Source organism: Leptolyngbya sp. CCNP1308, assembly GCF_034932455.1.
GTDB lineage: Bacteria > Cyanobacteriota > Cyanobacteriia > Phormidesmidales > Phormidesmidaceae > Nodosilinea.
Genome location: NZ_JAYGIH010000001.1, coordinates 171920 through 184126 on the forward strand (window position 1 = coordinate 171920; position 12207 = coordinate 184126).

Below are 12207 nucleotides of genomic sequence, written 5' to 3' on the forward strand. Positions count from 1 at the left end.
ACCCCCTTACCCGCCATCTTTCCCATGAAGATTCTGCTCGTTGATGACGAAGTAGAACTGGCTGACCCGCTCAGCCGCCTACTCAACCGTGAGGGCTACGAGGTCGATGTCGCCACCGATGGCGAGTCGGGGTGCGATCTGGCTACCCAGGGCAGTTATGACCTGCTGATTCTTGACTGGATGCTGCCGGGTCTGAGCGGGCTGGAGATTTGTAGAGAGGTGCGATCGCGCCAAGACGCCACCCCCGTCCTATTCTTGACCGCCAAAGACACCCTCAACGATCGCGTCGATGGCCTCGATGCCGGGGCCGACGACTACCTGGTCAAACCCTTCGAGCTGCGCGAACTGCTGGCCCGAGTGCGGGCGCTGCTGCGGCGATCGCCCAACCTCGACGCCTCCCCTCCCTCTCGCCTCGCCTACAACGACCTCACCCTCGACGAAGCCAACCAGCTGGCCCACCGCCAGGGCCAGCCCACCGAACTCTCTGAGAAAGAAACCCGCCTGCTGGCCTACCTGCTGCGCCACCCCAACCAGGTGCTCACCCACGAGCAAATTTATCAAAGCGTCTGGGATGACCAAGAAGCCCCCAGCAGCAACGTCGTCGCCGCCCAAATGCGTCTGCTGCGCCGCAAAATAGAACCTAAAGGAACTGCGCCAATTATTCACACGGTCTACGGCAAGGGGTATCGGTTGGGGGGCTAGGGAAATTTTGGAGTTTGGATTTGCGATTGGGTCGCCTCTGAAGCCCAAGGCTTAGCTCCGTGCAGATCAATTCTCCAAAACCCAAAATCACCAATCCAAAATCGCTCAAAACCTCGACCCCGGCTGCTGCAAAAACTCCGCCTCTTCTGGAGTCGTTTCTCGGCCCAAAATCTCATTGCGGTGGGGGAAGCGGCCAAACCGCTGAATCACCTCGCGGTGGCGCAGGGCGTAGTCGAGGGTGGACTCAAACTCGGGGTGGGCGGCGTGGAGCGATCGCACCAATGCCACCGAGCGCTCCTGATCGGCCCAATTTTCGCTGTGCTCCAGCGGCAAATAAAAGAAGATGCGCTCCACCGGCAAAACCTGCTGGTCGTAGCCCTGGGCCAGGGCGTGGTCGGCGGTGTCTCGGGCGGCGCGATCGCTGGCAAAGCTCCGTGCGTCACCCCGAAACAGATTGCGCGGAAACTGATCTAGCAAAATCACCAGGGCTAGGCAGGGGCGCGGTTCATGCCGCCATGCTTTCAGATCACCAGCGGCAGCCCGCTCATAATCAGTCAGAAAACAGCGGCGAATTCTGTCATCAAAACCGGGATCTTTCTTGAACCAAACCTGGCGCTGCTGGCCATACTCGCCGTCAGAATCCTCTGGATTACCGAACCAAAACCGCAGAATCTCCGCCGCCCTCTCCATCTGCTGCCCCATTTACTCCAGCACCAGCGGATCCAGCGCATAGTCTTGCCAGTTCTGGTGCGATCGCTCCGAAATATGGGGCGTCAGAATAAACTGGGGCACATCATCCCCGGTGACATCGATCCGCACAAAGGAATAGGGCCGTCGCCGCTCGGTTTTATGGCCGGTAAGACCCATGTAGAGTTGTGACTTCGCCACCAGCTTAAACTCCATCTGTCCGTCGGGGTCGGCCCCCAGCGGCTCGTAGAGCATGGTGCCCTCGGGGCGCTGCCGCCGCAGACTGAGGCCGCTGCCGCCGCAGACCACGCAGTTCATGTGGCTATCGGCATAGCCTGTAGCCTCGGTTTTCAGGTATTCAAAACAGTGGGCATGGCCGTTGAGCACCAAGTTGACCGGCGGGCGACCAGTGCCAATCTCGGGCACCGCCGCCGCCACCTGATCGAGCACCCAGCGCAGGTTTTGCCGAATCGCCATCGTCTGCCCCTGGCCCCACTTGGTGGTCTCAGTCACGTAGGGCGGGTGGTGAAAGAACAAAACTCGCCCCCGCACCGCCCGATCGCGCCAGGAGGCAATCAGCCCATCCCGCAGCCACAGCAGCTGCTCTGTATCGACCAGCGTTGTGGGGCCGGGATGCACCTGTTTCTCAATATCGAGCAGCATTTCATCGAGCTGCTCCACCTTGGCCTGAAGGTCGTCTAGGCGCTCTTGGGCATGGGGGTCGGTGCGTTGCAGGTGCATAGCTTCATCGCGCACCTGCTGCTGCTGGCGCTGAATTGCCTCCCGCTGGGCCAGTAACCGCTGGCGGTGGGCCGCATTACTCGACCGCTGGGGCGACAGGGCCGGGTCGTTAAAGGTGCTGCTATCGAGGGCAAAAAAGTCGATGCCGCCATAGCAAAAAGTGTAGTAGCGGTTGGGCAGTCGGGTAAACTGCCCCGGCTGGTAGCGCAGCCCCAGAGTTTTTTCGTCCCACGGGCCGTAGTGGCGATCGAGGTGCGCTACCAGCTCGTCGTCCGAGAGAGTCCGCAAATAGTCGAGAAAGGCGCGGGCGTAGGCATCGCCTACCCCCGATCCCCGCCAGCCCACATTGGGGTTGAGGTTGAGCCCCAGCAGCTTGCGAATGGGCCGGGTGAGCTGCACCAAAATGCCGTAAAGCCTCGGCAGGTTGTAGTAGTCGTGGTTGCCGGGCACCGCCAAAAACGGAAAGCGAAACAGCATCTCGTCAAAGGCGATGCGATCGGGGCGATCGCCCCCCACCAGCCATTCCCGATAGGGCTTAATGAAATTGTCTGGATACTGCTCGCTAGAGCCCACCTGGTACACCACATCGCCCGTGTGCAGCAGAAAGCGGCAGTCTTGCAGATGGGGCACCATTTGCTCGGCAATGCGCCGCTGGGGATGGTGATCGGTGTGGGGGCCAGAGCCGCTGTCGCCAATTACCAAAAACGAAAATTCTCGGTCGTCGCTGCGGCCATCCTCCAAAATAAGCCGGGTCTGGTCAATGCGCCGCGACCTTAGGGTCGGATGCTGCCAGCAGATCCGCTCCTTCATTTTGGCGACTTTGGTCAAAATGGGCGGGTCAAGAATGGAAGACATGGGTCTGCGAATAAGTTGGCGCGGCGGTGATTAAGGCTGGCCCAATAGTAAACGAGCCCTAATTTTAGAGTAGTCTGACTTCCCCAAAATTGCCGAGGCTCTAGTCTGCGATCGCGGCCACGGTCGAACTGATGCAGGCTAAGCTAAACCTTTCCAGCAATGGAAATTGCGATCGCCCATGCCCCTCGACTCAATTCACAACGTCATTCACCAGTTTGAGCAGCAGCCTCGCTGGCGCAGCCGAGGCCAGTTTCGCCAGGTGCTCAACGGTTGGGCTGCCGTAGTGGGGGAAGGCGTTGCCCGCCAGGCCGCCCCGGTGCGGCTCGACCAAGACGTACTGCATGTGGCGGTGGTCAACCCCATGTGGGCGCAAACCTTGACGCTAGAGCGACGGCGGATTCTCGCCAAACTCAACGATCGCCTCCATCTCAACCTCAGCGACATTCGCTTTTCGAGCGGCGACTGGTACCGACAAAGCAAATCCGGCAAAACCACTGCGCCCCCGGCCGCCGCAGAACTGCCGGAATGGCTGCGGCAGCACCCCAGCTATGAGCCTCGCGCGATCCCGCGATCCACCCAGCGCCCCGAGACCCCCGAAGAGAGCTTTGATCGTTGGGCGGGCATGACCCAACAACTGGCTGCCCAGCAGCCCCTTTGCCCCCAGTGCCACTGCCACTGCCCCACGGGGGAACTCAAGCGCTGGGGCCGGTGCAGCATTTGCGCGGTCAAAGGGCTCAAAGGCCCAGTTGGTCGACATTCTGTATGACGGGTTCAACCCCAAACACCTGAGCAAAGCTGGTGATCACCACTGGCTGCACCGCCTCCACGGTAATACCTGGGCAAAACTGGGCCAGGCTGCCCACCGATTTGTCGGCAATGCCGCAGGGCACAATGGCCTGAAATCCTGTCAAGTCGGGACAAATATTCAGCGCAAAGCCGTGCATGGTCACCCAGCGACTCACCTTAATGCCGATCGCGGCCAGCTTCTGGTCGCCCACCCATACCCCAGTCAGCCCGGCCTGCCGCTCTGCACTCACGCCAAATTGTGCCAGGGTTTGAATCAGCACTTCCTCAAGCTGGCGCAGGTACCAGTGCAGATCGGGCCGGTGCCGCTTGAGGTTGAGAATGGGGTAGCCCACCAGCTGACCGGGGCAGTGGTGGGTGACCTCGCCCCCCCGCTCAGTACGAAACAGGGGATAGGGCAATTTCTCAGCCGGTAGCTTGAGGTGATCTAGGGTTGAACCCTGGCCCAGGGTGTAGACACCGGGATGCTCGACTAAGAGCAGGTGATCGGGCTGGGGCTGCTCACGGTGGCGCTGTACCAGGGTCTTTTGCAATCTCCAAACCTCGGCAAAGGGCATCACCCCCAGCTCATAGACATCGCAGGTAAGCGTTGATTTCCCGTAGTTTTGCTCCATTCTTGTCAAGGGTAAATCAGCGGAAATGGTCTATTTTTCAGGGTTTTGCAATCAAGAATTATCAACCCATGCAAAGGATTCTAACGGACGCTGTTGTGCAGAATACAAGGTGTTAGGGTGAAGCCATGAGCCGACGTATCAAGGAGTCCGCTTTATGAAGCTGGTAATCCATGGCAGAAATATTGAGATCACAGACGCGATTCGGGAGCATGTAGAGCAAAAAATCCTCAAGGCGGTGAGCCACTTCAAACACCTGACCAACGAGGTTGACGTCCATCTATCCGTAGCCCGCAACCCCCGCATAGCGGCCAATCAGTCCGCAGAAGTTACTCTATTCGTAGACGGAGCCGTTGTTAGAGCCGAAGAAAGCAGCGAAAATCTCTATGCCAGCATCGACCTGGTAGCCGACAAAATTAGCCGCCAGCTGCGCAAATTCAAAGAAAAACGTAACACCCGCATGCAGGGCAACCTGGGCAAAACCACCGAGGCTTACCTCAACGAAGCCCCAACCACCGATGTCACCCATGTACTCAGCACCAACGAGCCTCAGCTACCCGAAGAGGTCATTCGCAGTAAGTATTTTGCGATGGCTCCCATGAGCGTAGCCGAAGCTCTAGAGCAGCTAGATTTGGTTGACCATGATTTCTATATGTTTCTCAATGCCGAAACCCAAGAAATCAACGTGATCTACGAGCGCAACCACGGTGGCTATGGGCTAATTCAGCCCCGCAAGCCCAACCAAAACGGCCACAGCCACAACGGCACTAAGGCCAGTCATGGGGTTGAGGCCGCTGCCCACAGCTAGTCCTGTTGATCAGTGTCACAACAAGCCCCAGCCTTTCTCTTGAAGGCTGGGGCTTGTTGTGGGCAAGACCAGAATGCAGGGTTCTTTCCCCGTCAGCGGTTTGATTAAGCCGGAGAAGTCGCTAATAGAGGCTCGACCCCGCCCTTCGCGTCCAGAGCAAAGAGATCGTCGCAGCCACCGACGTGGTGATCATTGATGAAGATTTGGGGGAGCGATCGCCGCCCGTCAGCCCGCTCAGACATTTTGTTGCGGGCCGCCTCATCGCCGTCGATGGCGTATTCGGTGTATTCAATACCCTTTTGGTCGAGCAATCTCTTAGCGCGAATGCAGAAAGGGCAGCTTCTCCAAGTGTAAATTTCGACGTTAGGGGTCATGGCGCACCTCCAAAGGCGGTCTTTAAGGTTCTTTACATTATTTTAGTCTTCTTGGCGCTGTCGTTACGTCCACAGTTCGATAGGCATCTCCCTCACCCACTCCCCTTCAGCGCATGGGCGATCGCATCCACCACCCGCGACACCTCCACAATCTCCAGCCCTTCTACTCTCACCGACTGTCCCTTGGGCACGATCGCCCGCTTAAAGCCCAGCTTCGCCGCCTCCTTCAGCCGCAGCTCTAGTTGAGAAATTGGCCGCACCTGGCCGCCCAGACCCACTTCGCCAATCAGCACGAGTTCTGGATCGACGAGGCGATCGCGAAAGCTAGCCACCACCGAAATCGCAATCCCCAAATCCGCCGCTGGTTCCCCCACCGCTAGCCCGCCCGACGAGGCCACATAGGCATCCAGCTTCGAGAGAGGAATGCCCACTCGCTTTTCCAACACCGCCAAAATTTGCAGCAGCCGGTTGTACTCCACCCCTGTTGTGGATCGGCGGGGCGAGCTATAGCTGGTGGGGCTAACCAGCGATTGCAGCTCCACCACCAGGGGCCGGGTGCCCTCACAGGCCACAATCGTGGCAATGCCCGGCACCTGCTCATCGCGGTTGCCAAGGAAAAGTGCCGAAGGATTGCTAATTTCTGCTAGGCCGCGATCGACCATTTCAAACACCCCCAGCTCGTGGGTAGCGCCAAACCGGTTTTTCACCGACCGAAGCAGGCGGTGGCTGGCAAAGCGATCGCCCTCAAAGTAGAGCACTGTATCGACGAGGTGCTCTAGAACTTTGGGGCCTGCGATCGCCCCCTCCTTCGTCACGTGCCCAACGATAAACAGAGAAATATTCGACCGCTTCGCCAGCTGCATCAGCGCCGACGTACATTCCCGCACCTGCGACACTGACCCCGGTGCCGAGGTCAGCGCTGCATAGTACAACGCCTGAATACTGTCAATAATCGCCACCGTCGGCTTCAGCGACTCCAACTCCATCAAAATGGTCTCTAAATCAATCTCTGGCAGCAAAAACAGCTGCGAATCCACCGCCTCCACCCCAGCCGCCTCAAACTCATCCAGCTCCGCCTCTTCTTTTCCCTCTTCCCTCTTCCCTCTTCCCTTTTTCCCTTTGAAACTCTCCCCCTTGCCCTCTACTCCACCGCTTTCCACCGGCCCTAACCGCTGCCACCGCAGCTTCACCTGCTGGCCCGATTCCTCCGCGCACACGTACAGCACCCGCTGCCGCGCCGCCATCTGATTTGCCACCTGCAACAGCAGCGTTGACTTGCCAATACCGGGGTCGCCTCCCAGCAGCACCAGCGACCCCGGCACAATGCCGCCCCCCAGCACCCGATCTAGCTCGCCATAGCCCGAAGCCAGCCGCGCCTGGGGGTGGTCTTGGATCTGGCTTAGGGTCATCGCCAGGCGCGGCTGGCTGGCTTTGGCAGTAGTCGCCCCGCCTCGACTGCGCCCCAGCGCCGCGGCCCGAGGGGTGGCCTCCTTCGCGGGCTGGGCCTGCTCCACCATTGAGTTCCAGCTGTTGCAGGTGGGGCAGCGGCCAAAGTACTGGGGCGACTCAGCCCCGCATTCGTTACAGACAAAAATTGAGCGCGATTTAGCCATGGTCTTTCTATGAACGGCTTCCCTCCCCATGGAAGGTCTTCAGCAATCCGGCTTCTGTAGGCTTGGCTTAGCGGCGCGAGTCATGGCCTGGGCAAGAAACCGAATTTATAGTATCTCTGATCTAATGGTATAGTTCTCACGAATAGACAGCCCATGGAGCTGCCCTAGAGAAATCGCCCCCTTCCCAAGAGGGCTAATCGAGCAGTCTGGACGCGAGGCCTCGGGGGATCTTGAGCATTCAGCCGCAGAGACGATGGGGTATACAGCAGCTTCCATGAAAAAGATTAGAGACTTGAGGCCGGCGACAGAGCGCCATCAACCTGAGAAACTGCCGCTGCTCTGCAATAAACCTTAAAAAAGCCTGAAGCACAGAGGTTCCACGCTTGCGGCATGAATCAATACACATAGAATAAGCAGACGTCGTCGCCCCTACTTTTGCAGCGTTTTAGGAGACTGCCTCGGCAATATCCGCGATTGTGCAGCGCCATCGACCATGCCAACGTCAGATTGGGATCTGTAGCTGCCTTACAGGCAGGACTCAACGTCTGCGTCTGGAGGGCATTTAATTAGCTTTCAAAAGTTAATTATTAAACGTTGCGATTGTTTATAGAATATGACGTTATGTAGGGAGCCTTGAGAGCCTTGGAAAATAACAAAGAAAGAATTCTGGTGGTCGACGACGAAGCCAGCATTCGCCGCATTCTCGAAACTCGCCTGTCGATGATTGGCTACGACGTGGTCACCGCCGCCGATGGCGAAGAAGCCCTAGAGACCTTTCGCAACACCGACCCAGACCTGGTGGTGCTCGATGTGATGATGCCCAAGCTCGACGGCTACGGTGTCTGCCAAGAGCTGCGCAAAGAGTCTGACATCCCCATCATCATGCTCACCGCCCTGGGAGACGTGGCCGATCGCATCACCGGTCTAGAACTGGGGGCCGATGACTATGTTGTCAAACCCTTCTCCCCTAAGGAGCTAGAAGCCCGCATTCGCTCCGTGCTGCGCCGGGTCGATAAAACCGGTATGACCGGCATCCCCAGCTCCGGCGTGATCTCGGTCAACACCATTCGCATCGACACCAACAAGCGGCAGGTTTACAAGGGCGACGAGCGCATTCGCCTCACGGGCATGGAGTTTAGCCTGCTAGAGCTGCTGGTCAGCCGCTCTGGTGAGCCCTTCTCCCGCTCCGAAATTTTGCAGGAAGTGTGGGGCTACACCCCCGAGCGCCACGTCGATACCCGCGTGGTGGATGTGCACATCTCGCGGCTGCGGGCCAAGCTCGAAGATGACCCCAGCAACCCCGAGCTGATTCTCACTGCTCGGGGCACCGGCTACCTGTTTCAGCGCATAGTGGAACCCGGCGAAGAATAGTCGGTGGGGTAGTCTGCTAGAATTTCCTCAGGTTTTTAATAGATTTAGCCGATGGGTTTTAACCGGGCACGCATTGCTATTGACGCCATGGGGGGAGACTTCGCCCCCGGCGAGATCGTTGCAGGTGCCATGCGCGCCAAGGCCGAGCTCGACGTCGATGTCGCCCTGGTTGGCGATATCGCTCAAATTAAGGCATCCACGGCCAGCCCTGAGCAGCTGGTGGGCATTGAGCTAGTGCCCGCTGAGGGCAGCATCGAAATGCACGAAGAGCCGCTGAGCGCCCTGCGCAAAAAGCCCCAGGCTTCCATCAACGTGGCCATGGACTTGGTTAAGCGGGGCGAGGCCGATGCCGTGGTCTCGGCGGGGCACTCGGGGGCAGCGATGGCCGCCGCTCTATTGCGTTTGGGGCGTCTTAAGGGCATTGACCGACCGGCGATCGGGGCGGTGTTTCCCACTGTGGTCGCTAATAAGTCGGTGCTGATTCTAGATGTGGGGGCCAACGTTGACTGTCGCCCCAAGTACCTAGAGCAGTTCGCCATGATGGGCACTATCTACTCGCGCTACGTGCTAGGAGTCGACAATCCGCGCGTGGGCCTGATCAACATTGGGGAAGAGCCCAGCAAGGGCAACGACGCAGCCTTAAAAGCTCACCAGCTGCTCGAAGAAAACCCCAACATTCCCTTTGCGGGCAATGCCGAGGGTCGCGACATTCTCTCGGGCCAGTTTGATGTGGTGGTCTGCGATGGTTTTGTGGGCAACGTGCTGCTCAAGTTTGCTGAAGCCGTGGGCGAGTCGGTACTGCAAATTTTGCGCGAAGAGCTGCCTCAGGGGGTGCGCGGCAAAATTGGGGCATCGATTCTGAAGCCCAACCTGCGCCGCATCAAGCAGCGGGTTGACCACGCTGAGCACGGCGGTGGCCTACTGCTCGGCGTGGCCGGGGTGACGGTGATTAGCCACGGCAGCTCCCAGGCTCCCTCGGTGTTTAACGCCATTCGCCTGGCTAAAGAGGCGGTTGATAACCGCGTTCAAGACCGCATTCAGGCGCAGTACCAGCGGGTGGCCATCCCCGCAGCAGACGGAGAATAACCCGTGGAACAGTTTATGCCCGGTGTGTCACTGGTGGGCAGCGGTTCAGCCTGCCTAACTGTACAGCTCAGCAACGACGATCTCAGCCAGCGGGTCGATACCTCCGACGAGTGGATTGCGGCCCGTACTGGCATTCGCCAGCGCCACATTGCGGCTCCTGACGAGTCACTCACCGCGCTGGCGACTGAGGCCGCCCGCAACGCGCTAGGAATGGCCGAGGTGGCAGCCGAAGAGGTCGATCTGATTCTGTTGGCCACCTCTACCCCTGACGATCTGTTTGGCAGCGCCTGCCGGGTACAGGTAGCCCTGGGGGCGACCCGCGCTGTGGCTTTTGACCTGACTGCGGCCTGCTCCGGCTTTGTATTTGCCCTGGTCACAGCGGCGCAATACATTCGCACAGGAGTGTTTAAGACCGTGGTGGTGATTGGGGCCGACGTGCTCTCCCGCTGGACTGACTGGGACGATCGCACCACCTGTGTACTCTTTGGCGACGGGGCCGGGGCCGTAGTACTGCGGGCGGCAGAGCGCGATCGCCTGCTCGGCTTCGAGCTGTGCAGCGATGGCTCTTTGAATCACTGCCTGAACCTGGCTTACCAAGCTCAGCCGGATTCCCTGGTTGGAGATATTACCGTACAGAAGGGCAGCTTTGCGCCCATCACTATGAATGGGCGCGAGGTCTACAAGTTTGCTGTCAATCGCGTTCCTGAAGTAATTGAAAAGGCTCTTTTCCGTGCCAGTTTGACCACAGCCGATATCGACTGGCTGATACTACACCAGGCCAACCAGCGCATTCTCGATGCGGTAGCCGATCGCCTGGGCCTGCCCGCTGAGCGGGTGGTTAGCAACATGGCCCGCCACGGCAACACCTCTGCCGCCTCGATCCCGATCGCCCTCGACGAAGCCGTGCGGGCAGGGAACGTCAAATCCGGGGATGTAATTGCCACCGCTGGCTTTGGGGCTGGGCTGACCTGGGGTTCCGCCATCATCCGATGGGGCTAGCCCATAGCACTCATTCCTAGGGGAAACGCCGATTTTCTGGTGTCTGAAAAGTTAGGTCACCCGTGAACCGGTGACATCAGATACAAAAGTCCCCCAGAGATACCCTGTATAAACTCCCCAAGTACTCCGTGGGGAGCGATGGATTATTCTTTTGATTTTTCAGTCATCGCAGAAAATTGGCCACTGCTGTTGGCTGGCGCTTGGCTAACGTTGAGAATGGCGCTGCTGGCGATCGCCTTTGGTCTCATCATCGGCGTTGTTGGCTCGCTACTGCGAACCTCGGGTAACCGCATTCTCAACGGCATTGCCCTCGCTTATGTTGAGGTGATTCGCAACACGCCCTACTTAATTCAGCTCTTTTTCATCTTCTTTGGCCTTCCCAGTCTGGGGCTTAAGCTCACCGCCGAGCAGGCCGCCGTGGTGTCGCTGGCGATCAATTTTGGAGCCTATTCTACAGAGATTGTGCGGGCCGGGGTAGAAAGTATTGATAAAGGCCAAGTTGAGGCGGGGCTGGCGATCGGCTTTAGCAAGCTGGCCGTTTTTCGGCGCATTGTTGTGCCCCCGGCCTTGGCCAATGTATATCCAGCCTTGGTAGGGCAGGTGATTTTGGCGGTGCTGTTTACCAGCGTTGTCTCCCAAATTGCCGCGCAGGATTTGACCTACGCCGGTGACTTTTTGAATTCTCGCACCTTTCGCAGCTTTGAAATTTATTTCACCATCGCGCTGATCTATTTGGCGATCGTCTGGATTATCAAAGGGCTGGCCTATCTAATCGAACTGCGCTTCTTTGAATTTGCCAAATATCGAAGGTAGCTCTCAATTGGTAAATCCACCTATAGGAGAAGTTTATATTGTGGATGAATTCACCCTTTCACGCATTTTTATCAATTTGTTGATTGCCACCAAGTGGACGCTGATTTTGTCGCTGATTGCCTTTATTGGCGGTGGCACTATGGGCTTTATCATTGCTCTGATGCGCATTTCTCCCAACCGCTGGATCAAGGGCATTAGCTGGATTTATGTGGAGTTTTTCCAGGGCACACCCCTACTTTTACAGTTGTTTCTGGCCTTTTTTGGCCTGTCTGTACTAACTGGGGTCAATCTATCGCCGCTGCAGGCCGCATCCATTGCGCTCACTGCCTACACCAGCGCCTTTCTGGGGGAGATTTGGCGCGGCTCTATTAATGCTGTTCCCCAGGGTCAATGGGAAGCCGGATCGGCCATTGGATTTGGCTATTTCAAGCAGCTTCAGCTGATTATTTTGCCCCAGGCTCTCAAGCTGGCGATCGCCCCCACCGTTGGCTTTTTGGTGCAGGTGATTAAGGGCACCTCCCTAGCCTCTATCATTGGCTTCACAGAACTCTCGCGTGCAGCGGCGTTGATCAACAACGTTACGCTGCAATCTATGCTGATCTTTGGTCTGGCGGGACTAATCTATTTCGCTATTTGTTTTCCCCTGTCGAACTGGAGTCAACGGCTAGAGAAGCGGCTTTCTTATACCAGCTAGCGCATCAGAAGCCGTGTGAAATATTTCCGTCAAATGCATGATGAGGAAC

At 57.8% G+C, this 12207-nt stretch carries 13 protein-coding genes; 8 read left to right on the forward strand and 5 right to left on the reverse strand.

What is annotated here, in order from left to right:
• Positions 1-24 precede the first annotated feature (24 nt).
• Positions 25-702 carry a two-component system response regulator RppA gene (gene rppA, locus VB780_RS00755; RefSeq protein ID WP_323349227.1) on the forward strand — a complete coding sequence of 226 codons (678 nt, stop codon included), beginning with the start codon at positions 25-27 and terminating at the stop codon, positions 700-702.
• 105 nt (positions 703-807) lie between these two features.
• Here the strand turns inward: rppA and VB780_RS00760 are convergent, their stop codons facing one another.
• Together VB780_RS00760 and VB780_RS00765 are read right to left on the reverse strand one after the other, a co-directional pair.
• On the reverse strand, positions 808-1404 hold the full coding sequence (locus tag VB780_RS00760; protein ID WP_323349228.1) for a DUF924 family protein: 597 nt from the start codon (positions 1402-1404) through the stop codon (positions 808-810).
• Complete coding sequence (locus tag VB780_RS00765) at positions 1405-2985, reverse strand: metallophosphoesterase (RefSeq protein ID WP_323349229.1); 1581 nt, start codon at positions 2983-2985, stop codon at positions 1405-1407.
• Positions 2986-3163: 178 nt separating this feature from the next.
• Here VB780_RS00765 and VB780_RS00770 point away from each other — a divergent pair, with 178 nt between their 5' ends.
• The gene (locus VB780_RS00770; protein WP_323349230.1) at positions 3164-3751 is read left to right on the forward strand and encodes a DUF721 domain-containing protein; all 588 of its coding nucleotides are present in this window, start codon (positions 3164-3166) and stop codon (positions 3749-3751) included.
• Here the strand turns inward: VB780_RS00770 and lipB are convergent.
• Positions 3720-4403 (reverse strand): lipoyl(octanoyl) transferase LipB, encoded by a 684-nt coding sequence (gene lipB / locus VB780_RS00775; protein WP_323349231.1) that lies wholly within the window; start codon positions 4401-4403, stop codon positions 3720-3722. The two genes, VB780_RS00770 and lipB, sit on opposite strands and share 32 nt — an antisense overlap.
• A gap of 154 nt (positions 4404-4557) precedes the next feature.
• On the opposite strand from lipB, the gene hpf reads away from it, so the two are divergent.
• The gene (hpf, locus tag VB780_RS00780) at positions 4558-5208 is read left to right on the forward strand and encodes a ribosome hibernation-promoting factor, HPF/YfiA family (protein WP_323349232.1); all 651 of its coding nucleotides are present in this window, start codon (positions 4558-4560) and stop codon (positions 5206-5208) included.
• 104 nt (positions 5209-5312) lie between these two features.
• Here the strand turns inward: hpf and grxC are convergent, their stop codons facing one another.
• Positions 5313-5582 carry a glutaredoxin 3 gene (gene grxC / locus VB780_RS00785; protein ID WP_323349233.1) on the reverse strand — a complete coding sequence of 90 codons (270 nt, stop codon included), beginning with the start codon at positions 5580-5582 and terminating at the stop codon, positions 5313-5315.
• Positions 5583-5674: 92 nt separating this feature from the next.
• Complete coding sequence (radA, locus tag VB780_RS00790) at positions 5675-7195, reverse strand: DNA repair protein RadA (RefSeq protein WP_323349234.1); 1521 nt, start codon at positions 7193-7195, stop codon at positions 5675-5677.
• 642 nt (positions 7196-7837) lie between these two features.
• On the opposite strand from radA, the gene rpaB reads away from it, so the two are divergent.
• The 5 genes from rpaB (at position 7838) to VB780_RS00815 (ending at position 12158) form a co-directional block, all read left to right on the forward strand.
• The gene (gene rpaB, locus VB780_RS00795) at positions 7838-8566 is read left to right on the forward strand and encodes a response regulator transcription factor RpaB (protein WP_323349235.1); all 729 of its coding nucleotides are present in this window, start codon (positions 7838-7840) and stop codon (positions 8564-8566) included.
• A gap of 51 nt (positions 8567-8617) precedes the next feature.
• The gene (gene plsX / locus VB780_RS00800; RefSeq protein ID WP_323349236.1) at positions 8618-9652 is read left to right on the forward strand and encodes a phosphate acyltransferase PlsX; all 1035 of its coding nucleotides are present in this window, start codon (positions 8618-8620) and stop codon (positions 9650-9652) included.
• A 3-nt stretch (positions 9653-9655) separates the two neighbouring features.
• Positions 9656-10651, forward strand: coding sequence for a beta-ketoacyl-ACP synthase III (locus VB780_RS00805; RefSeq protein WP_323349237.1), 996 nt, complete (start codon positions 9656-9658; stop codon positions 10649-10651).
• A gap of 138 nt (positions 10652-10789) precedes the next feature.
• Positions 10790-11464: an amino acid ABC transporter permease gene (locus VB780_RS00810; RefSeq protein ID WP_323349238.1), complete on the forward strand. Its 675-nt coding sequence runs from the start codon at positions 10790-10792 to the stop codon at positions 11462-11464.
• A gap of 40 nt (positions 11465-11504) precedes the next feature.
• Positions 11505-12158: an amino acid ABC transporter permease gene (locus VB780_RS00815; protein WP_323349239.1), complete on the forward strand. Its 654-nt coding sequence runs from the start codon at positions 11505-11507 to the stop codon at positions 12156-12158.
• Positions 12159-12207: the final 49 nt, after the last annotated feature.